At 61.9% G+C, this 26,505-nt stretch carries 23 protein-coding genes; 15 read left to right on the top strand and 8 right to left on the bottom strand.

The features are described 5' to 3' along the window. A complete protein-coding gene (locus AMM41_RS01290; RefSeq protein ID WP_089952183.1) occupies positions 1-1,284 on the bottom strand; it encodes an MFS transporter in 1,284 nt (427 codons plus the stop codon). A 310-nt stretch (positions 1,285-1,594) separates the two neighbouring features. Further along, the gene (rsmI, locus tag AMM41_RS01285; protein WP_089952181.1) at positions 1,595-2,494 is read right to left on the bottom strand and encodes a 16S rRNA (cytidine(1402)-2'-O)-methyltransferase; all 900 of its coding nucleotides are present in this window, start codon (positions 2,492-2,494) and stop codon (positions 1,595-1,597) included. A 14-nt stretch (positions 2,495-2,508) separates the two neighbouring features. On the opposite strand from rsmI, the gene AMM41_RS01280 reads away from it, so the two are divergent. The 3 genes from AMM41_RS01280 to AMM41_RS01270 all read left to right on the top strand — a co-directional run bounded on the left by AMM41_RS01280 (position 2,509) and on the right by AMM41_RS01270 (position 4,180). Continuing rightward, a complete protein-coding gene (locus tag AMM41_RS01280) occupies positions 2,509-2,898 on the top strand; it encodes a YraN family protein (RefSeq protein WP_089952179.1) in 390 nt (129 codons plus the stop codon). Between the two features lie 76 nt (positions 2,899-2,974). Continuing rightward, positions 2,975-3,559, top strand: a complete 585-nt coding sequence (locus AMM41_RS01275) for an SIS domain-containing protein (protein ID WP_089952589.1) — start codon at positions 2,975-2,977, stop codon at positions 3,557-3,559. Continuing rightward, complete coding sequence (locus tag AMM41_RS01270) at positions 3,560-4,180, top strand: BON domain-containing protein (RefSeq protein ID WP_089952176.1); 621 nt, start codon at positions 3,560-3,562, stop codon at positions 4,178-4,180. Between the two features lie 81 nt (positions 4,181-4,261). Here AMM41_RS01270 and AMM41_RS01265 read toward each other — a convergent pair whose 3' ends face one another. Then, positions 4,262-5,167: an NAD(P)-dependent oxidoreductase gene (locus tag AMM41_RS01265; RefSeq protein ID WP_089952174.1), complete on the bottom strand. Its 906-nt coding sequence runs from the start codon at positions 5,165-5,167 to the stop codon at positions 4,262-4,264. A 144-nt stretch (positions 5,168-5,311) separates the two neighbouring features. On the opposite strand from AMM41_RS01265, the gene AMM41_RS01260 reads away from it, so the two are divergent. Next, complete coding sequence (locus AMM41_RS01260; RefSeq protein ID WP_089952587.1) at positions 5,312-5,995, top strand: YggS family pyridoxal phosphate-dependent enzyme; 684 nt, start codon at positions 5,312-5,314, stop codon at positions 5,993-5,995. A 165-nt stretch (positions 5,996-6,160) separates the two neighbouring features. Here the strand turns inward: AMM41_RS01260 and AMM41_RS01255 are convergent, their stop codons facing one another. The 4 genes from AMM41_RS01255 to AMM41_RS01240 form a co-directional block, all read right to left on the bottom strand. Continuing rightward, positions 6,161-7,171: an asparaginase gene (locus AMM41_RS01255; protein ID WP_089952172.1), complete on the bottom strand. Its 1,011-nt coding sequence runs from the start codon at positions 7,169-7,171 to the stop codon at positions 6,161-6,163. 126 nt (positions 7,172-7,297) lie between these two features. Next, the gene (locus tag AMM41_RS01250) at positions 7,298-8,494 is read right to left on the bottom strand and encodes an amidohydrolase family protein (protein ID WP_089952170.1); all 1,197 of its coding nucleotides are present in this window, start codon (positions 8,492-8,494) and stop codon (positions 7,298-7,300) included. A gap of 11 nt (positions 8,495-8,505) precedes the next feature. After that, a complete protein-coding gene (locus AMM41_RS01245) occupies positions 8,506-9,207 on the bottom strand; it encodes a TetR family transcriptional regulator (protein ID WP_089952168.1) in 702 nt (233 codons plus the stop codon). A gap of 6 nt (positions 9,208-9,213) precedes the next feature. Beyond that, on the bottom strand, positions 9,214-9,987 hold the full coding sequence (locus tag AMM41_RS01240) for a ferredoxin--NADP reductase (protein ID WP_089952166.1): 774 nt from the start codon (positions 9,985-9,987) through the stop codon (positions 9,214-9,216). Between the two features lie 206 nt (positions 9,988-10,193). Here AMM41_RS01240 and AMM41_RS01235 point away from each other — a divergent pair, with 206 nt between their 5' ends. The 11 genes from AMM41_RS01235 (at position 10,194) to AMM41_RS01185 (ending at position 24,886) form a co-directional block, all read left to right on the top strand. After that, on the top strand, positions 10,194-11,789 hold the full coding sequence (locus AMM41_RS01235; RefSeq protein ID WP_089952584.1) for a 6-hydroxynicotinate reductase: 1,596 nt from the start codon (positions 10,194-10,196) through the stop codon (positions 11,787-11,789). Between the two features lie 10 nt (positions 11,790-11,799). After that, on the top strand, positions 11,800-12,720 hold the full coding sequence (locus tag AMM41_RS01230) for a UPF0280 family protein (RefSeq protein ID WP_089952582.1): 921 nt from the start codon (positions 11,800-11,802) through the stop codon (positions 12,718-12,720). 20 nt (positions 12,721-12,740) lie between these two features. Continuing rightward, the gene (locus AMM41_RS01225) at positions 12,741-13,385 is read left to right on the top strand and encodes an amino acid synthesis family protein (RefSeq protein WP_089952164.1); all 645 of its coding nucleotides are present in this window, start codon (positions 12,741-12,743) and stop codon (positions 13,383-13,385) included. A 42-nt stretch (positions 13,386-13,427) separates the two neighbouring features. Next, positions 13,428-14,012 (top strand): amino acid synthesis family protein, encoded by a 585-nt coding sequence (locus AMM41_RS01220; RefSeq protein ID WP_089952162.1) that lies wholly within the window; start codon positions 13,428-13,430, stop codon positions 14,010-14,012. A gap of 57 nt (positions 14,013-14,069) precedes the next feature. After that, a complete protein-coding gene (locus tag AMM41_RS01215) occupies positions 14,070-15,275 on the top strand; it encodes an ABC transporter substrate-binding protein (RefSeq protein ID WP_089952160.1) in 1,206 nt (401 codons plus the stop codon). Between the two features lie 90 nt (positions 15,276-15,365). Then, positions 15,366-17,288, top strand: a complete 1,923-nt coding sequence (locus AMM41_RS01210) for an ABC transporter permease (protein ID WP_089952158.1) — start codon at positions 15,366-15,368, stop codon at positions 17,286-17,288. Continuing rightward, a complete protein-coding gene (locus AMM41_RS01205) occupies positions 17,285-18,055 on the top strand; it encodes an ABC transporter ATP-binding protein (RefSeq protein WP_089952156.1) in 771 nt (256 codons plus the stop codon). Before AMM41_RS01210 ends, AMM41_RS01205 begins: the two co-directional genes overlap by 4 nt. Next, positions 18,052-18,786, top strand: a complete 735-nt coding sequence (locus AMM41_RS01200; protein WP_089952154.1) for an ABC transporter ATP-binding protein — start codon at positions 18,052-18,054, stop codon at positions 18,784-18,786. The genes AMM41_RS01205 and AMM41_RS01200 overlap by 4 nt, the downstream gene beginning before the upstream one ends. Positions 18,787-18,813: 27 nt before the next feature. Continuing rightward, positions 18,814-19,302 carry a (2Fe-2S)-binding protein gene (locus AMM41_RS01195; RefSeq protein ID WP_089952152.1) on the top strand — a complete coding sequence of 163 codons (489 nt, stop codon included), beginning with the start codon at positions 18,814-18,816 and terminating at the stop codon, positions 19,300-19,302. Beyond that, positions 19,299-22,976, top strand: a complete 3,678-nt coding sequence (locus AMM41_RS01190) for a molybdopterin cofactor-binding domain-containing protein (protein WP_089952150.1) — start codon at positions 19,299-19,301, stop codon at positions 22,974-22,976. The genes AMM41_RS01195 and AMM41_RS01190 overlap by 4 nt, the downstream gene beginning before the upstream one ends. 110 nt (positions 22,977-23,086) lie before the next feature. Next, positions 23,087-24,886 (top strand): carboxyl transferase domain-containing protein, encoded by a 1,800-nt coding sequence (locus AMM41_RS01185; RefSeq protein ID WP_368664956.1) that lies wholly within the window; start codon positions 23,087-23,089, stop codon positions 24,884-24,886. Positions 24,887-25,135: 249 nt separating this feature from the next. On the opposite strand, the gene fahA is transcribed toward AMM41_RS01185, so the two are convergent. Then, complete coding sequence (gene fahA / locus AMM41_RS01180; RefSeq protein ID WP_089952146.1) at positions 25,136-26,461, bottom strand: fumarylacetoacetase; 1,326 nt, start codon at positions 26,459-26,461, stop codon at positions 25,136-25,138. Between the last annotated feature and the right edge of the window lie 44 nt (positions 26,462-26,505).

Raw genomic sequence — 26,505 nt, 5'->3', positions numbered from 1 at the left:
TCAAGGACCAGGGTTCAGTGGTTTGGGGGCGCTGCCTGGCCGCACGCGCTTGAGTATGAAGTACAGCCAGGACAGCACGGAACAAGCCGCAAAAGTCATCAGGGCCACCCGATAGGCCATGACAGGGTACAAGTCCATGGCCAGCCCCAAGTCAATGACCAGGCCAATGCCCCATTGCACGCAGAAAATGCCGGACAACACCACCAAGTTGTAGGCCGACAAAGCCCGGCCAGCCAAATGGACGGGAAATTTCAAGCCGACGGCAGGCTGAATCAAGGAGACGACCGAACTGCCCACACAAAACACGGTCAATACGGCAGCGGCCCCTGATCCCACCGCTGGACCTGCCGTCACCAAGACCAACAAGGCGGCAAAGGTCATGGGCAAACACCAGGTGATCAGGGTCTCCATGCGGACACCGGCCTTGGCCAGCCGTGGCGTGATCAGGCCCCACAGCCAAAAACTGATGAGCATGCCCAGATTGATCAGAAACAAGCCGCCCGCCGCGTCTGTGGCGTTCCAACCAGCCACTTGGGTCATCCATTGGCCTGCCCACAAAGTCTGAATGGCGACCATGCCCCCATGACAAAAAAAGCCGATCGGCACCATTCGCCAAAAATAAGGGCTTTGCCAAATCAAGCGGTAACCGTCGGATGTTGTGGTGTTCAGCGCGACCGGGTCGGCGCGTTGGGAAGGAGGCGACCAGTGGGGTACCAGCAACAAGACCAGCGCCATGGTGACGACCACCATGGCGGCCAACACGATGAACAAGGGCCGCCAGCCCCAAAGCGGCATGAGCCATTGCACAGGCAAAGTGGCCGCCAGCATGCCCGTAGAGCCGGTCATGAGCATCCATGAATTGGCCCTGAGCTGGGTGTTGCGATCAAACCAGCGCCGGTAGGCTGTCAAGGGTGCCATCAAGCAGGCGCTCACACCCATGCCGCACAACACCCTGGCCGCCAGCAAGCTGTGAAATTGCTCTGCCCACGCAAAGGCCAGGCAGCCCATCACTGCAACGCTCAAGAAGGCCAAAATCACCTTTTTGGGGCCGTGCAGGTCCAGCCATCGACCCAGAGGCAGTTGGGTCAGTGAAAACCCCAAAAAATAGCCACCCGCCAACAAACCCAAGTCTTGTGCACTCAGGGCAAATTCAGCCGTCAGGCTGGGCGACAAGGTCGCTGTGATGGCCCGGATCAAGGATGACAGAAAGTAGGCCAGTGCAAACGCCAGAAAAACGAGGATCACCCTGCGCCTTGGCAGGTATGGTGATGCTTGGATCGTCATGCCTGCGTGCCGCAGGCCAGAGCCAGAATGGGTGGGACAGGGGCCTGCGGCCAGACAACAGCGCCAGCCCAACGGGGGAGACAAGAACCTCGGGCGGTGTGCTGCGAAGGTGGCGTGGGGCTTGGTGAAAAATCAAACCGTGAACAGCGAAAGTTGGGCAAGGCCATGTCAGCAAGGGTCATCCCCCGATTATCCAAGCTTGCGATTCAAATATGACAATAAAAAGCTATTTCACTTTTAATAAAAATACAAAGGTATTCATAAATTTCAGAGATAAAAAAGAAAAAACCGAAGTGAAATCCCCTGAAAATCAACGATTTTTGAGCGCCAAGGCTTGTTCGTAAAGCCCGTTTTTGGATTCGCCGGTGATGTCTGCGGCCAGCTTGACAGCGGTCTTCAATGGCAATTCGGCCAGCAGCAATTGCAACACCTTCAGGCCTTGGCCGGTGGACTCGCTGACCGGGGTGTTGTGCAGCACCAGCACAAATTCCCCGCGCTGGCGTTCGGGCTTTTCGGCCAGCCAAGCGGGCAAATCGGCGGCCGCCAGCGTGTGCAATTGTTCAAACTGCTTGGTCAACTCGCGCCCCACCGTGACAGGGCGCGAACCCAAAGCGCTCAGCGCCAGGGCCAGGGCTTCAATGCGATGAGGGGCCTCCAACAAGACCACTGCGCGTGCTTCTTGTGCCAGGGCTTGGACGGCTTGCATGCGCTCGCCTGATTTGCTGGACAAAAAACCCGCAAAAACAAAGCCTGTCTCGCCCGTCATGCCCGAAGCGCTGAGGGCGGTGGTCACACTGCTGGGCCCAGGCAAAGGCAACACCCGAAAACCCGCTTGCCTGACGGCCGCCACCAAGCGTGCGCCGGGGTCACTGACCGCTGGCGTGCCCGCATCGCTGACATAGGCGACCCGTTCTCCCTGGGCCAAGCGGTCAATCACGCTTTGGGCCGATTGCGCCTCGTTGTGCTGGTGAACCGCCAACAGTTGAGCAGAGGGGCGTTCCAGGCCATATGCGCGCAGCAACTGTTGGGTGTGGCGGGTGTCTTCGCAAGCCACGGCATCGACGCGCGACAGGACGTGCAAAGCGCGAAGGCTGATGTCGGCGAGGTTGCCAATCGGGGTGGCCACGACATACAGTGTGCTGGCCGGGTGGTTTTGTGACCCGGCAGCGTCGTGCGCCGCCTCCAGGGCTTTGGCAAACGAGGCAGACAAGGGAGACGGAGTCAATGCAATTCCTCAAAAAAAACACAGGCAGAGCCACCACGACCAAGGCCCAAGGCGATGCGGGCGAAGACGAGGCGCTGGCTTATTTGCAAGCACAGGGATTGCGCTTGCTGCAGCGCAATTATCGGACGCCCGGGCGGGGTGGGGGAGAAATCGACCTGATCATGCAAACGGCCGACGGGACGGTGGTGTTCGTTGAGGTGCGCAAGCGCAGCCGCAGCGACTTTGGAGGGGCGGCAGCGACCATTGGTGCGACCAAGCGGCGGCGCATTGTTTTTGCGGCCCAGCATTACTTTTTGAGTTGGTCTCGCTTGCCCCCGGCCCGCTTCGATGTGGTGACCTTGGACGGGGCGGGCCCCCAGTGGTTACAAGCGGCCTTTGATGCCGGTTGAGGCCATCCGGTGATTGGACACACACCGGGCGGGGCAAAGCGAAAGTTTGCTTGCGCTGGCGGTTATCATCGCGGCCATGTTAGACCTGCGCATTCAACAGCATTTCATCGACAGTGCCGACCTGCATTACCAGGTGGCACAGGGCTTGGCCAAACCGGTGGAAGCCGCCGTTCAAGCAGTCCTCGCTTGTGTGACGGGCGGGGGCAAAGTGCTCACCGCCGGCATGGGGCCTTCGACAGGCTTGGCGCAGTACCTGGCCAGCTTGCTCGTGGGGGGCTTTGAGCGTGAGCGGCCGGGTTTGTCGGCTCTGGCCTTGTCGGCCGATGCTTTGATGGCCACACTGTGGTCCGATGCACAAGGTTTGGCCAGTCAGGTGCGGGCGCTGGGCCACACCGGCGATGTGCTGTTTTTGATCAGTGCCCTCGGCGACGAGCCCATTTTGGTCCAGGCTGTCCATGCTGCTCACGAGCGGGAAATGAGTGTGGTGGCGTTGACGGGTCACCAAGGTGGCGTGTTGGCGCGTCAACTGCGCGAAACGGATGTGCATGTGTGTGTGCCCCATGACCGTGTGGCACGCATTCGGGAGGTGCAACATTTGGTGCTGCATTGTCTGTGTGATGGAATTGACACCCAGTTGTTGGGTGAACAGGAGCCTCTTTAAATGAAACGCAATCTTCAGTCCTTGGTGCTTTCGGGTGCCGTTTTGACCGCTGTCTTGTCCAGTTTGAGCGCCTGTGCCCCCTTGATTGTGGGGGGGGCGGTCATGACGGGTGTGGTCGCCACAGACCGCCGCACCGCTGGCACACAGGTCGAAGATGAAAGCATCGAAATCAAGGTCGCCAGCGCTGTTCGCCAAGAGCTGGGCGAGCGTGTGAACCTGACGGTGACCAGCTTCAACCGCAAAGTGTTGCTCAGCGGTGAGGCGCGTTCGGCGGCAGACAAAGACAGAGCTGAGAAGTTGGCGCAAAGCCAGGAAAACGTTCAGTCGGTGGTCAACGACTTGGCCGTGATGCCCACCTCATCCCTGACGCAGTTGTCCAAAGACACGGTCACCACGGGCCAAGTCAAAGCGGCGTTTGTGGATGCCAAAGATTTGCAGGTCAACGCCTTCAAGGTGGTCACGCAGCGTGGCGTGGTGTATTTGATGGGGCGGGTCACCACCCGGGAAGCCAAACGGGCCACCGACATCGCCCGCAGCATCGGGGGTGTGACCAAGGTGGTGCGTGTGTTTGAAGAAATTTCTGAGCAAGAGCTGGAACGCCTGAGCCGTCCAACCCGTTAAGCCTGTCACACCGCTTCCCAAGGTGAGTCCGGCTCAACCCCAAAGTGGCTGAGCCGAATGGGGTTGAGAAAGCCCTGAAGCTCAGCGCAAACGGCGGATCAGGCTCGAAGTGTCCCAGCGGCCACCGCCCATTTTTTGCACATCGGCGTAAAACTGGTCCACCAGGGCCGTGATGGGCAGGCGGGCGCCGTTGCGCTTGGCTTCGTCCAGCACCAGGCCCAAGTCTTTGCGCATCCAGTCCACCGCAAAGCCAAATTCGAACTTGTCGTCGGCCATGGTCTTGCCCCGGTTGTCCAGTTGCCAGCTTTGCGCAGCACCCTTGCCGATCACGTCCAGCACCTGGTGCATGTCCAAGCCGGCTTGTTGACCGAACGCTATGGCTTCGGACAGGCCTTGCACCAAACCGGCAATGCAAATCTGGTTGACCATCTTGGCCAGCTGACCCGCGCCCGATGCACCCAGCAAGGTGAAGGCCCGAGAAAACGCCATGGCAGCGGGCTTCACATCGTCAAACGCCGCGGCGTCGCCACCACACATCACCGTCAGCATGCCGTTTTGTGCACCGGCTTGGCCGCCTGAGACAGGCGCATCCACAAAGTGCAGGCCCAGCTGTTGGGCTTGGGCATACAGCTCGCGGGCCACTTCGGCGGACGCCGTGGTGTGGTCCACAAAAATCGCGCCGGGTTTCATCCCGGCAAAAGCGCCATCGGCACCGAGCACCACGCTGCGTAAATCGGCGTCATTGCCCACGCAGGCAAACACGATGTCGGCACCGGTAACCGCTTCGCGCGGGGTGGGTGCGCTGGCGTTGCCGGGGCACTCGGCGGTCCAAGCGGCGGCTTTGGCGGCGCTGCGGTTGTACACGGTGACGTGGTGACCGGCGCGGGCCAAGTGGCCCGCCATGGGGTAGCCCATGACGCCCAGGCCCAAAAAGGCCACTTTCCGGGCGGGGGTGGGTTCGTAGGTTTTGGCTGCAATCTGGCTCATGTTTGTCTCGCTGGGGGTCGTTGAAAGGGGCTAATTTAGCAGTCTGGCAGTGCACAGGTTCGTGCCGGGTGCTTTTGTCTGCCGGGTTGGCGACAGTTGGACGCGCGTCAAGAAGGCTTGTTCGAGGTTTGGTACGCTCAGGCCATGAACAACTCCATTGCCGAAAACCTGTCGCGTGTCCGGACGCAAATGGAAGCCGCTTGCCAGGCTGCTGGCCGCCTGCCTCACAGCGTGTCTTTGTTGGCGGTGTCCAAAACCTGGGGGGCAGAGGCCGTGCGGGCCGCCCATGCCGCAGGACAGACCGCTTTTGGCGAAAACTACATCCAGGAAGCGGTGGACAAGATCGTGGCCTTGCGCGACTTGCCCCTGCAATGGCACTGCATTGGCCCCATCCAGAGCAACAAAACACGCTTGGTGGCTGAGCACTTTGACTGGGTGCACAGCGTGGACCGCCTCAAAATTGCCCAGCGCCTGAGTGAGCAGCGCCCGCCCCATTTGCCGCCCTTGCAGGTGTGCATCCAGGTGAATGTGGACGGCGGCGAGACCAAATCGGGCATCAGCCCGCAGGAACTCCCCGCACTGGCACAGGCCGTGGCCGCTTTGCCGCGCTTGCAGTTGCGCGGCCTGATGACCATTCCTGAGCCCGCCGAGACCGACGCCCAGATGCGGGCAGTGCACGCCCAAGCCAAAGCCTTGTTTGAATCATTGCGCCAGCAAGGCTTGCCGCTGGACACCTTGTCCATGGGCATGAGCGCCGACATGGCGGCCGCCATTGCCGAAGGCAGCACCATGGTGCGGGTGGGCACGGCGATTTTTGGCCGCCGCTGAAGATGCCATCCCTCTCAGACCACCACCCATCGCCCCGGGGGCGGGGCTCCCACAAAGAAGTGATGCCTGACCTTTTGGGTGATGCCTGATCTTGTAGGAGCGACGCCCTCGTCGCGAAAAACCGCTCTCAGACCACCACCCATCACCCACCGCCCAGGGACTGGATCAATCAAAAGTCTGTAGCTGAAACACACTGCGCCGTTCACCCACCGGCACCCCCGCCACGTTCAGCAGCACCTGCGCACGCCAGGGTTCCAGTTCCTGGCGCTGCGCATCGTCCAGCCAACCCAGTTGGTCCAAGGCCTCCACGGTCGCGGCAAACAGCGCCGCTTTGTTGCCATCCATGATCTTGATGGCCAGGGCCTGGCCCCTTGAGCGGCTGCCCACCACCTGCACGCCGTCCGCGCCCACCTTGGTGACCCAGTCGCCCCGACCGGCGCGCATGAAATCGGCATCGTTGCGGCCGGTGCCCGAGACCAGCTCGGGGTGGGCGCTCATGGCCTGGCCAAGCTGCTGCAGGCTCTCGCCGTAAAGGCCGTCCGATTCGGGTTGCGCCAGTCGGGCATAGCTGCGCGCCAACCGTGACAAAGGCATGGCGTAGTTGGGTGCGGAACAACCGTCGATGCCCAGCGCCAGCTCTTGCTCATCTAACCCCGCCAAGTGCGCCACGGCCTGGCGAATTTTTTGTTGCAGCGGATGGTCCACCTCGGTGTAGCTGTCGGTGGGCAAGCCGTGCTGCACGCAATACGCCAAAAAGCCGCTGTGCTTGCCGCTGCAGTTGTGGTGCCGCTCGTCGTAGGCAAAGCCCTCAGGCATGGGGTGGTCGAAAAACGTGAAGCGGTAAGGCACATGGCAGCCGCAGCGCATCTGGCGCGTGCTGCAGCCGCTTTTGCGCAGGATGGACGACACCTGTTCAACGTGCATTTCTTCACCGTTGTGGCTGGCGCACATCATGGCAAGTTCTGAAGGCGTGAGGCCAAAATGCGCCACACCGCCCGATTGAATCAGCGGCAAGGCCTGCATGGCCTTGAGGGTGGAGCGGGTGAAGCACAGCCAGTGCGGATTGCCCACCTGAGCCAGCACGCGACCCTCGGTGTCGGTCACGGCCAGGGCACCCATGTGCACGCATTCCTGGATGCCATTGCGGGTCAGCTCAATGAGGGGGTGAAAGTTCATGGGGCCGGAGGTCCTTGTTGAAAGCTTGTGGAAAATGCCCATCCCTTGCACCGCTGTCACCGCGAAAGCGCTGGGGCAGGGTGATCAGCGGGATGAAAAAAGGCTGCCAGCGTTGCAGCCGCAGTGTCAATGGCTGCCCAGCACCACCGGAATTTCGGTGGCGGGGGGTGTGTTGCGGCTGCGGCCGCAACGCACCAGACCGTCGATCATGACCATGCCAATGCCGGGAATGTCGCCCAGCTGAACGCTCTCCAGCAGGGTTTTGCCTGCGGTGTGCTGTGCGCGGTCCATGAATACAAAATCGGCTGCCCGACCGACTTCGATCAAGCCACAGTTCAAGTTGCGGATGCGTGCCGTGTTGCCTGTCGCAAAGCAAAAAACCAACTCGGCCGGGATGTTGGCCAGACTCGACAGCAAGGCCACCATGCGCAACATGCCCAAGGGTTGCACGCCAGAGCCTGCCGGGCCATCGGTGCCCAAAATGATGCGGTGCGGGCACTTGAGTTCGAGCGCCGCACGCGCCGCTGCAATGGCCACCCGTTCGTTGCCGTTGTGCACGATCTCGATGGCGCGTGAGGATTTTTCACACAACTCGCAGACATGGGCCTCAGGCAGCGAGGTGTGCCCGCCGTTGATGTGACCAATGACGTCGGCATCGGCTTCGAGCACCACATCCTTGTCTATCATGCCCGAGCCCGGAATCGAGGGACCGCCGGTGTGGATCGTGCTTTGGATGCCGTGCTTGCGAGCCCAGGCCACCATTTGCTGGGCCTCGTACCCTGCCTTGACCGAGCCCAGGCCGACTTCGCCCAGCAGCGTGACGCCCGCGTCGGCCAGGTCCTTGAAGTCTTGCTCGGTCATGCCTTTTTCTATGATGGGCGCGCCCGCGATCACTTTCACGCCTCCGGGGCGGAAGTTGTCAAAAGCGCGTTGTGCCGTGATGGCCAGGGCTTTGAGGCCCACGATGTCTTTGGGGCGGCCGGGCAAATGCACTTCACCGGCCGACACCATGGTGGTCACGCCGCCGTTCATGGTGGAGTCGATCCAGCCGATCTGGTTTTGGCGCGGCGTCCAATCGCCAAACACCGGATGTACATGGCTGTCGATCAAACCCGGGCAGACACAAGTTTGCCTGGCGTCGATCACGGTTTGGGCTCCTTCCAGATCGCAATCTTTTTCGCGGCCTACGGCGGTGATGAGGCCGTCCTGCACGACGATGGTGTCAGCCTGCAAGATGGGCTGATCCAAGTCGCCCGAGAGCAACAAGCCAATGTTTTTGATGACGACTTTGCCGGATGCGCCGGTGGTGCTGATGTCTGCCATGAGGGGGCTCCTTAGGGATTGGATGGATGGGGGACATTGACCACGCGGAACACGGTGTCAATGACGAAAGATTTCCACTGCGCGACAGCCTGTGGCGCGTCGATGTTTTCGCCCAAAAATGCCGATAAGGTGTACCGGTTGGACATGTAGAAATAACCGGTGGCCGCAATCAACAGGTAAACGTCGCGTGCCGATATGTCGGCACGAAACAGACCCTGCGATACACCGGCGCGCAAGATGTCATGGATCACGGCGATCGCCGGTGAAGAGAACTCGCGCGCGCGAAGCGACTTCACGATGTGCTTGCCTTTGTGCAGGTTTTCCGTGTTGAGCAGGGTGACGAACTCCGGATGATTGCGGTAGTAGTCGAGGACAAAATGAATCACTTTCTCCAAGGCAAGCAGGGGTGTGCTCACATCGATGGCCAATTGCGCTTCAGCATCGTTCATGCGGCGGTAAATCGTTTCCAGCACTTCGATGAACAAGCCTTCCTTGCTGCCGAAGTAGTAATAGATCATGCGGTCATAGGACTTGGCCTGCCGCGAAATCTTTTCGACACTGCCGCCTTCGTAACCGTGCTGCGCAAAAACCTTGATGGCGGCGCGCAAAATGCTTTCACGTGTTTGTTGCGCGCTGTGTTCGCGCACCCCTACCACGCGCTTGGCACCAGGCTTGGCCAGGCTGGACTTGGGTTGGCGTGCTGCAGTCACCATGTGTATTTATTTCTCGACAAATGCCCGTTCAATCACAAAGTCACCAGGAATGCTGGTGTTGCCCTCTACAAAGCCCTGAGTCTCCAGCATGTGCTTGAGGTCGTTGAGCATGCCCGGGCTGCCGCACAACATGACCCGGTCCTCGGTCGGGTTTATGGCGGGCAGGGCCAGGTCCGTAAACAGTTTGCCACTTTCAATCAGCGCCGTCACACGGCCCATGTTGCGGTAAGTCTCGCGCGTGACTGTCGGGTAGTAGCGCAGCTGCTGGCCAATCATTTCGCCCAGAAATTCGTGTTGCGGCAAGTGATCGATGATCAGGTCGTGGTAGGCCAACTCATCCACCTGACGCACACCATGGACCACCACCACGCTTTCAAATTTTGCATAGGTCTCGGGGTCTCGGATGATGCTCAGGAAGGGCGCCAAGCCCGTGCCCGTTGACAGCAGGTACAAGCGTTTGGCTGGCGTCAGGTAGTCGATCAGCAAGGTGCCTGTGGGCTTTTTGCCAACGATGATGGTGTCGCCCACCTGGATGTGCTGAAGGTGGGATGTCAAGGGGCCTTCTTCGACCTTGATGCTCAGAAATTCCAGATGCTCTTCGTAGTTGGGGCTGGCGATGCTGTAAGCCCGAAGCAGCGGTTTGCCATTCAAGCGCAGGCCAATCATGGTGAAGTGACCATTTGAAAAACGCAGCGATGGATCGCGTGTGGTGGTAAATGAAAACAGGCGGTCTGTCCAATGGTGCACGCTCAATACGCGTTCTTCAAGAAAGGCGCTCATGGTCTATCAAGGTCAGGTTGAACAAAGCAAAAACCCTTTGCAGGGCTGTGCAGGACAGCTTGGGGAAAACACTGTTGCACAGCAAAACAGGATGCGCTACATTAACTTTAATGTAGTGAACACAACATTTTGGTGTTGTGAATGCTACACAAAATGAAAACGTCGTGCAAGCGCGCACTTCGGCTTTTTCACAGGCACACACCGAGATGACCGAACACTCAAAAACCGATGGGCTTCCCGGCATGGAAACACTTGCGATGCCGCAAGTGCCAGAGCGTGCCAAGCTGCGCAATGAGCGCATGAGTGGTGCCAAGATCGAGTGCAATGCCTGCCCCGTCCTTTGCCAAATTTCAGAAGGACGGCTCGGGGCCTGTGACCGTTATGCCAACCGCGAAGGGCTGCTGGTGCGTGTGGACCCGGTGGTTTTTTTGCGGCGCACGCTCGAGAAAGATGAGCCAGTGCTCGTGCCGTTTGCTGCAGGTGCATCCGATGAAGGGCCAACGGCGTGGAGCGGTGATCTGCTGAACAGCGATCAGGTGTTTGTGACGGGCGTGGGCTCGTCCACCACCTATCCCGACTACAAGCCAGCGCCTTTCATCGTGTCTTCGCAGGTCGACGGGGTGGACATGGTGACGGTGGTCACCGAAGGCATTTTCAGCTACTGCAGTTTCAAGGTGAAGATCGACACCGACCGTTTTCTGGGTGCTGAGCAAGCCAATGTGCGCATGAAGGGCGAGGTGGTGGGGCATGTCACCACCGCTGAATATGGCTCGCAAATGCTCTCGCTCGGCGGGGTGCACCACTTGACCGGCGGCAGCAAAAAAGAAGGCCGCGTCACCGTGGACATGATGCAGGCGTTGGGCAACAAGCAGGCGGTAGAACTGACCATTGATGGCGGCGCGCAGCTGGTGATCCAGGCTGGGCACGCGCCCATCGTCAACGGCGTGCAGGAGCAGCGCATGCGCGTGGGCTGCGGCTCGGCCGTGGTGGGTATTTTTGCCAAGCAATTTTTGGGCTTGGCCGACGAGGTGGTGGTGTTGGACGACCACATCACCGGCGTCCTGACCGAGCACCAGGCGGGGCGCTGCCTGAACATGAAGCCCTCGGGCATCGACATGCGGGGACGCAAATCGACCCCTGGGCGGTACTTTCAGGTGGCCAACCCGGGCAATGGCTGGGGGGGCACCGACATTGACGATCCCTTGTCCATCATCGAAGGCTGGGACCCACAGGTGGCCTGGCCGGGCTTGCGAATGCTCATGACCTCGACCACAGGCGAGCATGCAGCTTGGTATGTACTGAACGAGCAACTGCAGGCCGTGCAGCAAGACATGCCTGCAGCGGTGCGGGTCATTGTTGAACGCATTGGCGAGAATTGCGAGCCTTCGTTGTGCAGTGTGATGTTTCTGGGGGGGGCGGGTGGCAGTTTGCGTGCCGGCGTCACCGAAAACCCGGTCTTGCTCACACGTGCCATCAAGCAGGCTTTGGTCAATGTGACGTGTGGCGGAGCCCCAGCTTTTGTCTGGCCAGGTGGCGGCATCACCGTGATGTCGGATGTGTTGCGCATGCCAGACAACAGTTTTGGCACGGTGCCCACGCCCGCCATCATTGCCCCGATTGAATTCAGCATGCGACTGTCCGACTACCAGGCCTTGGGAGGACACATGGCGTATGTGCGCTCGTTGCAGGATGTCTTGAAGCAAGGTTCCTGGCACAGCGACGGCGCCCCAACGGCCCTGTCATGGCAGGCCCAAGCGCAGGCCAACCCCTGGCCGCTCGGGCAAGACCCGATGCTTGGATGAGGTGCCCCGCGTGAGTGCTACTCGTCACCGCTTGCCCGACGGCCGCTGGCATTTCCAACATGGCCCCATGGACATCGTGATCGGTGCCGAACCTTGGGGGCCGGACGGTGAATTGGCCGTGGCGCTCGCGCACGAACAAGCCTGGACGCGCTTTGAGCCCTTGCTGGCGGAGTTGATGGCACAGTGGCAAGTTTTGCGCTTGCCTGTGCAAGCGGGTACGGCATGTCCTTTGCAAGGCAGCGTGGCGCGCCGCATGTGGCAGGCTTGCGCACCTTGGGCCGACCAGACCTACATCACGCCCATGGCCGCAGTGGCGGGCAGTGTGGCTCAAGAGCTGTTGGCTTGTTATGCCCGTGCTGGTGTGGCGCGGGCGTGGGTCAACAACGGTGGTGACATCGCCTTGCACCTGGCACCCGGTCAGTCGGTGCGGGTGGGCTTGTATGCCGATTTGGCGCGTTTACAAGTGCAGGAGTTGATGCATGGCCTGAAGCTCGATGGTGCATTTGAAATTGCCCACACCATGCCCGTGCGCGGCGTGGCTACCAGTGGCTGGCGGGGCCGCAGTTTTTCTTTGGGCATTGCCGACAGCGTGACGGTGTTGGCCGCTACGGCGGCGCAAGCCGATGCGGCGGCCAGCATCATTGCCAATGCGGTCAATGTGGCGCATCCAGGCATCGTTCGTCAGCCCGCCAACAGCCTGCGCGACATGACTGATCTGGATGATTTGGCGGTGACAGTGGAGGTGCCGAGCTTGCCTTTAGAGTGGGTACAGCGCGCCCTTCAGGCGGGTTGGCAGCGAGCACGAGAATGTCAGGCGCAGGGCTTGATCGCAGCGGCGGCTCTGGTGTGTCAGGGGCAAACGCGCTTGTTGCCCATGGCGGCAGCGGCTGAGCCCTTATCCTTTGAGGACAATCCTCTGGCCTTGGCCTGAGAAATGCTTATGGTGACGAAATGATTGAAATACGACGTGTGTTCACCCAAGTGGAAGAAATTTTCCATGAATTCGGTCCTGCACCGGACCAGCCCCTGCTGCGCGGCGCCATCGGTGCGGTGATGACCAACCCCTACGCGGGCCGTTACGAGCCCAACATCTTGCCGATGATGGATGCCTTGCAGGATGTGGGCATTGACATGGCGCGCCAGCTGCTGGTGGCCATGGATGTGCCAGCCGAACGCATTGCCACGTATGGCAAGGGGGCGATTGTGGGTGAGCTGGGTGAGCTCGAACATGGCGCGCTGTGGCATGTGCCGGGTGGCTACGCCATGCGCGAATTGCTGGGCTGGAAGGGTGACCGCGCCGCGTACAAGTCAGGCAAGGTCGACGAGAAGCCCACCGGCCAGCCCGGCAATGCCTTGGCCATCGTGCCTTCGACCAAAAAAGTCGGCCCGCCTGGTGCCACGCTCGACGTGCCGCTGACCAACATCAATGCTTCTTATGTGCGCGGCCAGTTTGACGCCATCGAGGTGCGTGTGCCTGGTGCCCCTTTGCCTGATGAAATCGTCTTCATTCTGGCCATGACCACCGGCTACCGCATCCATGATCGCGTGGGTGGCTTGCGTGCCAAAGACATCAACCAGTGGAACGGCCTGCGCTGATTCCGCACGACCACCCCACACACCCTCAAGGAGACGTCTTCGATGCCCGCACAAATCCGAAAAATCATTGTTCAAGTGGACGAGACACGGCTTGAAATGGGCCGTGCCGTCAACCCCCCCACGCGTCGCGCTTTGGCCATGGCCGTGATTGCCAACCCCTATGCCGGGCGTTACAGCGAAAACCTGGACGAGTTGATCGCCATAGGCGAAGAGCTGGGCGCCCTGCTGGGGCAAAAATGCGTGCAGGCTTTGGGGATCGAGCCTGGCCAGGCGCAAAGTTATGGCAAGGCCGCCATCGTGGGTGAAGCCGGTGAGCTGGAACACGCCGCCGCCATCTTGCACCCCAAGCTGGGTGCGCCCTTGCGCGCAGCGGTTGAAAAAGGCGCGGCACTGGTGCCTTCGGCCAAAAAACGTGGCGGCATGGGCACCACCATTGATGTGCCCTTGGGCCACAAGGATGCGGCTTTTGTGCGCAGTCATTTTGATGCCATGGAAGCGCGTGTGAGCGATGCGCCGCGCGCCCAAGAAATTGTGGTCGCTGTGGTGGTCACGGACAGCGGTCGTCCACTGCCGCGCATCGGCGGTTTGCAAGTGCATGAGATTCAAGGTCAGGACGGTTTGCGCTGACGTGCAGACCCCCTTATTCAGAGATCGTTTTTTTCACCCTACCCAAGGAGATCCTTCATGAAAGCAGCCAACCCTCTCCGCCGCGCGATTGCGCTGGCGGCACTTGCCTGGGTCGCCGTGCCCGCGCAGGCCCAAAACACCTTCAAAATCGGAGAACTCAACAGCTACAAAGCCCAGCCCGCTTTCCTGGAGCCCTACAAGAAGGGCATGGAGCTGGCCATTGAAGAGATCAATGCAGCGGGTGGCGTGATGGGCAAGAAGTTCGAGCTGATCACGCGCGACGACAACGCCAACCCGGGTGATGCTGTGCGCGTGGCCGAAGAGCTGATCTCGCGTGAAAAGATCGATGTGCTGACAGGCACATTCCTGTCCAACACCGGTTTGGCCGTGGCCGATTTTGCCAAGCAGAAAAAAGCTTTCTTCCTGGCCGGGGAACCGCTGACCGACAAGCTGACCTGGCAAGGCGGCAACGCCTACACTTTCCGTTTGCGCCCCGGCACCTACATGCAGGCGGCCATGTTGGTGCCTGAGGCGGTCAAGCTCAAGAAAAAACGCTGGGCTGTGGTTTACCCCAACTATGAATATGGCCAGTCAGCTGCTGCCGCATTCAAGACCTTGCTCAAAGCCGCCCAGCCTGACGTTGAGTTTGTGGCCGAGCAGGCCCCACCGCTGGGCAGGCTCGACGCGGGCAGCGTGGTGCAGGCCCTGGCTGATGCCAAGCCCGATGCGATCTACAACGTGTTGTTTGGTGCCGACCTGTCCAAGTTTGTGCGTGAAGGCAATACCCGAGGCTTGTTCCAGGGGCGTGAAGTCGTCAGCATGCTGACCGGCGAACCCGAGTACCTGGACCCACTCAAGGACGAAACCCCGAACGGCTGGATCGTGACGGGTTACCCCTGGAACAATCACAACACCCGAGAGCACAACGCTTTCTTGCAGGCTTATCAAGCCAAGTTCAAGGATTACCCTCGCTTGGGCTCCGTGGTGGGTTACGCCATGATCAAGTCGGTGGCTGCCGGTGTGGCCAAGGCCCAGAGCGCCGATTCTGAAAAACTGCGTGTGGCCTTCCGTGGCCTGCAGGTGGACACACCGTTTGGCAAGATCACCTACCGCGCTGAAGACCACCAGTCGACCATGGGTGCTTTTGTGGGCCGCACCAAGAACGAAGGTGGCAAAGGCGTGATGGTTGATTCGCGTTATCTGGATGGTGCGCAGTACCAACCTCCAGCCGCCGAAGTCAAGAAGTCGCGCAACGCGGATTGACCGATTGGATTCACGCTTGAGTGATGGACACCCCCTGGGGCCGTACCCCAGGGGGTGCCACGACCGGGCCTTTCTTGAAATGATCCCCTCATGAGCTTTTCCGGATTTCTCGTTCAACTCCTCAATGGTTTGGCTGCGGCGTCCTCGCTGTTTTTTGTGGCGGCGGGTTTGTCACTGATTTTTGGCGTGACACGCATTGTGAATTTTGCGCACGGCTCGTTTTTCATGGCGGGCATCTACATCGCCTACAGCGTGGTGGAGCGCTTCTCCAGCAGCATCGGGTTTTGGCCTTCGCTGGCCGTGGCTGCCCTGGCTGTGGGTGTACTGGGGGCGGTCATCGAGATGCTGCTGTTGCGCCGCATTTACAAGGCCCCCGAGTTGTTCCAGTTGCTGGCCACATTTGCCTTGGTGCTGGTGCTCAAAGACGCGGTGCTGTGGCTGTGGGGCCCTGAAGAACTGTTGGGGCCACGCGCGCCGGGCCTGGCCGGTTCGGTCTCTATATTGGGTCGGCAGTTTCCCATGTATGACCTGTTTTTGATCGTGGCGGGGCCGGTGGTGCTGGCGCTGCTGTGGCTGCTGCTCACCCGCACACGTTTTGGCACGCTGGTGCGTGCGGCCACGCAAGACCGCGAAATGGTCAGTGCCTTGGGCGTGAACCAGGCCTGGTTGTTCACCACCGTGTTTGCGTTGGGTGCTTTGCTGGCTGGCTTAGGCGGTGCCTTGCAGTTGCCCCGCGAGCCCGCCAACCTCGAGATGGACCTGCACATCATCGGTGCGGCCTTTGTCGTGGTGGTGGTGGGGGGCATGGGCTCGATCCCCGGGGCGTATCTGGCGGCCTTGCTGATTGCCGAGGTCAAGGCCGTGTGCATCTGGCTCGGTGTGGTGGATGTGTTCGGTGTGTCGGTGTCTTTTTCCAAGCTCACCCTGGTGGTGGACTTTTTGGTGATGGCGGTGGTGCTGGTGTGGCGGCCCTGGGGGCTGCTGGGCAAAGCCCAAGCACCCAGCCGCTATGTGGGCATGCGCGAGGAGCCTTTGCGCCCCGCCAGCAAGGCCTACTTGGTGGCCGCATCGGTTTTTGGTCTGGTGATGGTGGCCATGCCCCTGCTCACGGCCAGCTCGCCTTACACCACGGTGCTTTTGATTGACTTGCTGATTGCTGCGTTGTTTGCGGCCAGCTTGCACTTCATCATGGGGCCTGCGGGTATGCATTCTTTCGGGCATGCGGCTTACTTTGGTTTGGGGGCTTACGGCGCGGCGCTGTTGGTGCGCGCTTTAGGCTTGTCCATGGAGATGGCGCTGCTGGTCGCGCCGCTGGTGGCGGCCTTGGGTGCTTTGATTTTTGGCTGGTTTGCCGTGCGCTTGTCGGGCGTTTACCTGGCCATGCTCACGCTGGCTTTTGCGCAGATCACTTGGGCCATCACCTACCAGTGGGACAGTTTCACCGGTGGCAGCAATGGCTTGACGGGCGTGTGGCCTTCCGAGTTGTTCAGCGACAAGCGCATGTATTACTGGCTCACCCTGGGTCTGGTGGCGGCGGGTGTGTTGTGGCTGCGCCGTGTCTTGTTCTCACCTTTTGGCTATGCCTTGCGTGCTGGGCGTGACTCGGTGCTGCGGGCCGATGCGATTGGCATCGATGTCAAGCGCATGCAATGGCTGGCCTTCATTATGGCGGGCGGTGTGGCCGGTCTGGCGGGGGCGCTGTATGCCTTCTCCAAAGGCAGCATCTCGCCCGAATCCTTGAGTGTGGCCAAGTCGGTGGATGGTCTGGTGATGGTTTTGCTCGGGGGCATCCAAACTCTGGCAGGGCCTGTGGTGGGCGCTTTCAGCTTCACTTGGCTGCATGACGTGGTGGCGCGCAACACCGATTATTGGCGTGCCATGCTGGGTGCCATCATCCTGATTTTGGTGCTCTTGTTCCCCCAAGGCATTGCCGGATCGGTGCAAGGGCTGTGGGAGCGACTGCGGTCCAGATCTTCGGCCGCATCTTCGACTGCAGGGAGGAACGCATCATGAGCGCACCACTTTTGCAAGTGAACAACCTGGGCAAGTCCTTTGGCGGCATCAAGGCCGTCGACGGTATCAGCTTTGATCTGTCCCCGGGCGAACTGCTGGCCCTGATCGGCCCCAATGGGGCTGGCAAGACCACCACCTTCAACATGGTCAACGGTCAGCTGAAAGCCGACCAGGGCTCCATCCAGCTCCAGGGCCAAGAACTGGTGGGCCGAAAACCCCGCGACATCTGGCGACAGGGTGTGGGGCGGACCTTCCAGATTGCAGAAACCTTCGCCTCGCTCACGGTGGTGGAAAACGTGCAAATGGCTTTGCTCTCGCACGATGACCTGTTGTTGTCCATGTGGCGCCGTGCCGCAGGCCACCGCCGTGATGACGCGCTGGCTCTGCTCGACCAGGTGGGCATGAAGGCGCAGGCCGACCGGCCTTGCAATGTGCTGGCCTATGGCGATGTCAAACGGGTGGAGTTGGCGGTGGCCATGGCCAACAGCCCCAAGCTCTTGTTGATGGACGAGCCCACCGCAGGCATGGCGCCCAAAGAGCGCAATGAACTCATGGCCCTGACCAAAGACCTGGTCATCCAGCGCGGCATGGCGGTGTTGTTCACCGAGCACAGCATGGACGTGGTGTTTGCCTATGCCGACCGCATGATTGTGCTGGCCCGGGGCCGCTTGATTGCGCAAGGCAAACCCCTGGAAATTCGGGACCACCCCAAGGTGCAGGAAGTCTATTTCGGCACCGGCAAGACATTTGAAAAGAGCAAGGCATGAGCACATCAGACATTCTGCTCGACGCCAAAGGCCTGGCCGCCTGGTATGGCGCAGCGCAAATCCTGTACGACGTGGACCTGCAGGTGCGCCGTGGCGAGGTGGTGGCCCTCATGGGGCGCAACGGCGCGGGCAAGTCCACCACCCTCAAGGCCTTGATCGGCATGCTCGGGCGCAGACGCGGACAAATCACATTCATGGGGCATGACCTGTCGCACAGCGAACCACACCATGCCGCGCGGCTGGGTCTGGGTTTTGTGCCGGAAGACCGCCGGGTGTTCACCGATCTCACCGTCATGGAAAATCTGGAAGTCGGCCGTCAGCGCGTGCGCCAGTGGCCCGATGGCAAGGTTGCTCCGCACTGGACGCCCGAGCGCCTGTTTGAGCTGTTTCCCAACCTGGGCGAAATGCCGCAGCGCCACGGTGGCAGCATGAGCGGCGGCGAGCAACAAATGCTCACCGTGGCCCGCACCCTCATGGGCAATCCGTTTTTGGTGTTGCTCGACGAGCCTTCAGAAGGCGTGGCGCCGGTCATCGTGGAGCAGATGGTGCAGATGATTCTGGCGCTCAAGGCCCAGGGTGTGAGCATCTTGCTGTCCGAGCAAAACATGCACTTTGCCGAGCTGGTGTCTGACCGGGCCTATGTGCTTGAAAAAGGCCAGATCCGCTACCAGGCGAGCATGCAGGAATTGGCCGCCAACGAAGAGGTCAGGCGCTCGTATCTGAGCGTTTGAACTGCTTCAACCCAGCATGCCCTTGCCATGACCGAAGCCTTTGTTCAAGTCAATCAGGTCCGGCATGCCTTGACCGAGACCACGCGCCGCGCCACCTTGCTGCAATTGCTGCGCAATGACCTGCAGCTGAACGGTCCCAAATACGGCTGTGGCCTGGGCGAGTGTGGTGCCTGCACCGTGTGGGTGGACGGGGTGGCCGCAAGAGCCTGCGTGATCCCTGCGCATGGGGTGGCTGGGCGCAGCATCACCACCTTGGAGGGCTTGCCCGCGCTGCACGCTGGAGAGGGCGAATTGCACCCGGTTCAGCAAGCCTTTGTCGACGCCCAGGCTGCCCAGTGCGGTTATTGCCTCAATGGTATGGTCATGATGGCAGCCGCCTTGTTGGCCCGCAATCCAAACCCGAGTGAGGCCGATGTGCGCAGAGAGTTGTCCGGTAATTTGTGCCGTTGCGGCACGCACCTTGAAATCATCCAGGCGGTGCTGTTGGCTGCCGAACGCATGGGCCAACCGACATGACACGCCGAGCCGAATTGCCAAAGCGGCGCGCTGATTTTCATGCGGCACAGGGCGTGTTGCTCATCACGCGTGAGCCGCCACCCCCGCCGCCACCCGTCAAAGGGCAGCCCATGGCGGTGCCGGGCAACCCGGCCGAGGGAGTGGAAATATTGTTGGCCGTGTGGGACGACGGCAGTGTGACTGCGCTCAACGGCCATGTGGACTTGGGCACGGGCATTCGCACCGCGCTGTCGCAGCTTGTGGCCGATGAACTGGATGTGGCGCTGTCCGAGGTGCACACGGTGCTGGGCAGCACCACGCTGGCCCCCAACCAGGGGGCCACCATTGCCAGTGCCACGCTGCAAATCCATGCCGTGCCTTTGCGAGCCGCTGCGGCGCAGGCCCGCGCCTGGTTGCTGGCTCAGGCCGCAGTCAAAATGGGTGTTCCGGCCGATGACCTGCAAGTGCAAGGCGGTGTGGTGTCTTCGCGCTCGGACCCATCGCGGCAGTGCGCCTATGGCCAGCTGCTGCAGGCGCAACACGTCGCCCTCACCCTGGAGCTGGCGACGCCTTTGAAGCCCGCCAGTGAGCACCGCCTCATTGGTCAGAGCGTGCACCGGGTGGACATTCCCGCCAAGGTCAGCGGTGAGCAGGTGTTTGTGCACGACATGCGTGTGCCCGGCATGCTGCACGGGCGCGTGGTGAGGCCCCCGTATGCCGGGGCTGACCATGGGGACTTCATCGGCAATACGCTGGCGTCTGTGGACGAGTCTTCCATCGCGCACATTCCGGGTGTGCGTGCGGTGGTGGTGATCCGTGATTTTGTGGGGGTGGTCGCCGAGCGCGAAGAGCAGGCCGAGCAAGCCATGCGCGAGTTGCGTGTGCAATGGAAAGACTGGCCCGGACTGCCTGCGCTGGACGATGTTCAGCAAGCCCTGCGCAACAACCCGTCCACCCAGCGCCGACTGGTGGACGAGGGCGATGTGGACGCGGCGTTGGCCCAGGCCTCACAGCGTTTGTCGCGCACCTATGTGTGGCCCTACCAGCTGCACGGCTCGATCGGTCCGTCTTGTGCCGTGGCGTTGTGGCAGGGGCAAGCGCCGGATGCTGCAGAGGCGACGCCTCCCAACCAGCCTGGCCTCATCGTCTGGGCGGGCACACAAAACCCGCATGTGCTGCGCGCTGACCTGGCCCGGCTCATGGGCTTGACCGACACCGCCATCGATGTGGTCCGCATGGAGGCGGCCGGTTGTTATGGCCGCAACGGCGCCGACGATGTGGCCGCCGATGCCGCCTTGCTGTCCCGTGCGGCGCGCGCGCCTGTGCGTGTGCAACTCACGCGCGAACAAGAACATGCCTGGGAACCCAAGGGCGCAGCCCAGCTGATGGATGTGCGTGGTGGGCTGAACGCCGATGGTTCGGTGGCGGCCTATGATTTTGAAACCAGCTACCCCTCCAACGGTGCGCCCACATTGGCGCTTTTGCTCACCCGCACGGTGGAGCCTCTGGCGCAAGCCTATGAAATGGGTGACCGCACCGCACGCCCACCCTACGACTACAGCAATTTGCGGGTGAGTGTGAACGACATGGCTCCGATTTTGCGGGCCTCTTGGTTGCGTGGTGTGTCGGCCTTGCCCAATTCGTTTGCCCACGAAAGCTACATCGACGAGCTGGCCGCCGCCGCCGGGGTGGACCCGCTCGAATTCCGTTTGCAGTACCTCAAAGACCCGCGTGCAGCCGAGTTGCTGGCGACCACCGCCGAGCGCGCAGGCTGGCAGCAGCGCACAGCGCCCCGGCAGCAAGCGGTGGCGGGCACAAACGGTGAGGTGGTGCGGGGCCAAGGCGTGGCCTATGCGCGCTATGTGCACAGCAAGTGGCCGGGATTTGGCGCGGCCTGGGCGGCTTGGGTGGCCGATGTCGAGGTCAACCGGCGCACGGGCGAGGTGCATGTCAGCCGCGTGGTGGTGGGCCATGACGCGGGCATGATGATCAATCCCGCTGGCGTGGAACACCAGATCCACGGCAACGTGTTGCAGACCACCAGCCGCGCATTGCATGAGCAAGTGCAAATCGAGCCGCTCAAAAACACCGTGGCCACACAAGAGTGGGGCAGCTACCCGATTTTGAATTTTCGCAATGTGCCGGTGGTCGAGGTCGTCACCATGCCCCGCCAGCACGAAGCCCCCTTGGGTTCGGGTGAGTCGTCTTCTGTGCCCGGCACGGCGGCCATTGCGAATGCGATTTTTGACGCCACCGGGGTTCGCTTTCGGGAGCCGCCCTTCACCCCCGAGCGGGTGCGTGCGGCCTTGCACGGCGACGCCCCCCCACCCGAGTCGCCGACGCCCCAGCCCATGCGCGCGCCCACGGTGATGCCGCAAGGCGTGCGCTGGCCCCAGCGCTGGCCGGTCTGGTCGCGAGCCGGTGCGGTTTTGTTGGGGGTCTTGGGCACCGCTTTTGCGCTGCTGGGCGGGCGTGCGGCCATTGCGCCGGTCAGCTACAGCCCCGGCACTTTGTACACCGCCGAAACCATTGAGCGGGGCCGCCAGTTGGCCGCAGCCGGAGACTGCGTGGTGTGTCACACTGCACCGGGCGGCGTGCCCAACGCCGGGGGGCGCGCCATGAGCACCCCGTTTGGCACCGTTTTCACCACCAACCTCACGCCCGACCCCGAGCACGGCATCGGGCAATGGTCGTTCAGCGCCTTTCAACGCGCCATGCGCGAAGGCATCTCGCGTGACGGTCGGCATTTGTACCCGGCTTTCCCTTTTACCTCGTTTGCCAAAATGAGCGACGACGACCTGATGGCGCTTTACGGCTACCTGATGGCCCAGCCTGCCGTGGCGTCGGCTCCGCCCACCACATCGCTGGACTTTCCTTTCAACCAGCGTGCTTTCATGGCGACTTGGAATGGCCTGTTCCACGATGCAAAGCCCTGGGTGCCCACTCCTGACCAACCCGCCGAATGGAACCGCGGTGCTTATCTGGTCAACGCTGTGGGCCACTGCGGTGCATGCCACACGCCGCGCAACGCTTTGGGGGCAGAGCGCAGCGGCCAGGCATTTTTGAGCGGTGCCATGGTGGACGGATGGGAAGCGCCAGCTCTGACGGCTTTGTCGCGTGCGCCCGTGCCCTGGAGTGCCGAAGAGCTGTACCGCTACCTGCGCCATGGGCACACCGAACACCATGGCATGGCTGCAGGCCCCATGGCCCCGGTGGTGCAGCAACTGGCCCAGGTGCCCGACAGCGACATTCGTGCCATGGCCATCTACCTGGCCAGCTTCAACCCGCCCGAAACCGACAGTGCCACCTTGGCCCGGCAGGTGGTGCAACAAGCGGCCGAGCAGCGCACCCGGCTGGTGGGCAGCGCCGGTCAGCGTTTGTTTGATGGCGCTTGCAGTGCCTGCCACCACGAAGGCGATGGCCCCAAGCTGCTGGGCGTGAACCGGCCTTTGGCGCTGAACACCAACCTGCACAGCGAACGGCCTGACAACTTGCTGCGTGTGATCCTGGATGGCGTGCAGGAAGTGCCGGGGCCACAAGTGGGGTTCATGCCGGGTTTCCGCCATGCGCTCAACGACCAGCAAATCGCCGATCTGGCACGCTACATGCGTCAGCGCTATGCCCCTCAACAACCCGCTTGGACCGCGCTGGAAAGCGCTGTAGCGCGGGTGCGCAGCGTCGGCAGCGGCCACTGAGGCACCAAGATCAAGGGCCTTGGGTGATGGGGCCTGATCAGGTTGCGCCATTGTCCCGAACTTGACCGGTGGCCCTTCGGGGCGCGCCGCACAATCGTTGGATGCAAGACATTCGATCTCCCCTTCAAGCACAAGTGGTGCAGTGGCTGGTGGCTGCCGGCGATACCGTGGCCACGGGCGATGTGCTGGTGATTCTGGAAGCCATGAAGATGGAGCACGAAATCCGCTCGCCCCATGCTGGATGCTTGACCGAACTGTATTTCCAGGTGGGTGAGACGGTGGGGGATGGCGATGTGCTGGTGTCATTGGCACCCTTGTCTGAGCCTGTGGCCAACCCTGCGCCCGATCAGTCCCGGCTTGTTGAGCCGCCGGTGGCACCTGCCGAACGGGCCGATCTGAAAAAGTTGCAAGACCGCCTGGCTTTCACGCAAGACGCACAGCGCCCCGAAGCGGTGGCCAAGCGCCATGCCACGGGCTTGCGCACCGCGCGCGAGAACATTGTCGATCTGTGTGACCCTGACTCATTTGTGGAATACGGCGCTTTGGCCGTGGCCGCGCAAAGCCGCCGCCGCACGGCGGACGACCTGATGCGCAACACGCCTGCCGACGGCATGGTCACCGGCATTGGTTGCATCCACGGCCAGCGCGCTGTGGTCATGGCTTATGACTTCACAGTGCTGGCCGGCACGCAAGGCATGCGCAACCACCAAAAAACCGACCGCATGCTGGGCGTGGCCTTGCAAAACAAGTTGCCCGTGGTGCTGTTCGCCGAAGGTGGCGGCGGCCGACCCGGTGATGTGGATGTGGCCATCGTCGCGGGTTTGAACCTGGCCACCTTCGCCTCGTTTGCCCGGCTCAATGGCCGAGTGCCGGTGGTGGGCGTGGTGGCGGGGCGCTGCTTTGCGGGCAACGCGGCTTTGCTGGGTTGCTGCGACGTGATCATTGCGACGGCAGGCAGCAACATCGGCATGGGCGGCCCGGCCATGGTCGAAGGCGGAGGACTGGGCGTTTTCAAGCCGGAGCAGATTGGCCCCAGCGATGTGCAGCACGGCAACGGCGTGATCGACATTCTGGTGGACAACGAAGCGCAAGCGGTGTCGGCAGCGCGGCATTACCTGTTGTGCTTTCAAGGCGCGCAAACCGAATGGCAAGCGCCGCCTGCCGAGGCGCTGCGCCATGTGGTCCCCGAAAACCGTGTGCGCGTGTACGACACCCGCGCCGCCATGCAGGGCATTGCCGACGAGGGCAGCCTTTTGCATTTGCGCAACGGTTTTGGCGTAGGCATCCACACGGCATTGGCGCGAATCGCGGGGCGTCCGGTGGGCCTCATGGCCAACAATCCGTTGCACCTGGGCGGCGCGATCGATGCCGACGGTGCCGACAAAGCCGCGCGTTTCATGCAGCTGTGCAATGCACACGGTTTGCCCATCGTGAGCTTGGTGGACACGCCTGGCTTCATGGTCGGGCCTGACATCGAAGCGCTGGCACAGGTGCGCCATGTCTCGCGCATGTTTGTGGCGGCCGCGCACCTGCGGGTGCCACTGCTGAGTGTGGTGCTGCGCAAGGGTTATGGCCTGGGCGCGATGGCCATGACCGGCGGAGGCTTTCATGAAACCCTGAGCACGGTGGCCTGGCCCACGGGTGAGTTTGGCGGCATGGGCCTGGAGGGCGCGGTGCGGCTGGGTTACCGCAAGGAACTCGCAGCCCTGCCCGAAGGCCCTGAGCGCGAAGCGTTGTTTGATCAGCTGCTGGCTCAGCAATACGAGAACGGCAGCGCGATCAATATGGCGGCCACGTTAGAAATTGATGCGGTCATCGACCCGGCCACCACGCGTGATTGGCTGGTGGCTGGGCTAGAGGCGGGGCAAGTCAGGCCCTTCGATGGCGCACTGGCCATCGACACCTGGTGAGCGAGGGAGGTGATGCCTGCCCCGTGTAGGAGCGACGCCCTCGTCGCGATGAGCCTGGCAGACCACAACCCATCGCCCCGGGGGCGGGGCTCCCACAAAGAGGTGATCCCTGTTTCTGGTGGGCGCGACGCCCTCGTCGCGATGAGCCTGGCAGACCACCCCCCATCGCCCCGGGGGCGGGTCTCCTACAAAAGGGTGATGCCTGCCCCGTGTAGGAGCGACGCCCTCGTCGCGATGAGCCGCTGCCGTTCAGCCCTTCAACGCCCGTGCAGGCAATACCGTGCCCGCACACTCGCCAAAGCCAATGCGCGCAGCACCCGCTTTTTCGCACCAGCCGCGCAGCACCACGCTGTCGCCGTCTTCCAGCCAGGTGCGCTGCTCGCCATTGGGCAGGGCGATCGGGTTCTTGCCGCCCGTGGTCAGCTCGATCAGCGCGCCCGCCTGGTCGAGTGTGGGGCCAGAGAGCGTGCCGCTGCCCAGCAGGTCACCCGGCTGCAGGTTGCAGCCGTTCACCGTGTGGTGCGTGACCATTTGTGCCACTGTCCAGTAAGCGTGGCGGTAGCTGGTGCGGCAGATGCTGGCCTCAAGCTGGCCGTCTGCGCGCATCTTGGGCGTTTGCAGGCCCACCTGCAGCTGAATGTCGAAAGCGCCGCAGCTGCGGTTGGCGGGGGAGTCCAGATAAGCCATGGGCTGCGGGTCGCCCTCGGGCCGGGTGAAGGCTGTGCGGTAAGGGGCCAGCGCTTCGAGTGTGACGACCCAGGGCGACACGGTGGAGGCAAAGTTCTTGGCCAGGAAAGGGCCGAGCGGCTGGTATTCCCAACCCTGAATGTCGCGGGCCGACCAGTCGTTGAGCAGGCAGATGCCAAACACATGGTCTTCGGCTTCGTTCATGTCCACTGCATCGCCCAGCGCATTGCCGCTGCCGATGAAGATGCCCAGCTCCAGCTCGATGTCCAGTCGCTTGCAGGGGCCGAACGCCGGTTCAGTGGCGCCGGGCGGCATGGTTTGGCCCACCGGGCGGCGGAACTGCTGGCCCGACACGCCAATGCTGGACGCGCGGCCGTGGTAGCCAATCGGCACCCATTTGTAGTTGGGCAGCAGCGGGTTGTCGGGGCGGAATTGCTTGCCGATGTTGGTCGCGTGGTAGACCGAGGTGTAGAAGTCGGTGTAATCACCAATGCGGGCGGGCACGTCGTATTCGGCTTCGGCTTGCGGCACGAGGCACCCTTGCAGTGCGGCTTGGTCTGCTGACCCTTCACGCAGGGCGCGTGACAGGGCCAGGCGCAGGGCGCTCCAGGCCGATGTGCCCAGCGCCATCAGCGCATTGAGCTTGTCTTGTGCGCCCGCTTGCGCTGCAGCAGCAGCTTCGCCTGTCAGCACGCCTGATTGGGAGACGGCCGCCAGGTCCAGGATCTGGTCGCCAATGGCCACGCCGCCCCGAAAGGCTTCGCCAGCACCTTTGCGGCGGAACACCGCAAATGGCAGGTTCTGGATGGGGAAGTCGGTACCGGCGGGGTTGGCCGAGGCCACCCAGCTCTGGTGTTTGGGGTCGTGGGTTTCGTTCAGGAAGTTCATGGCAGTTGTTGAGTGGCGCAAGTCGTGTGTGTACAGGCGTGATC

Origin of the sequence: Limnohabitans sp. 2KL-3, from assembly GCF_001269405.1 — a bacterium.
Taxonomy (GTDB): Bacteria; Pseudomonadota; Gammaproteobacteria; order Burkholderiales; family Burkholderiaceae_C; genus Limnohabitans_A.
This window is presented reverse-complemented; position numbering and strand designations above follow the sequence as displayed.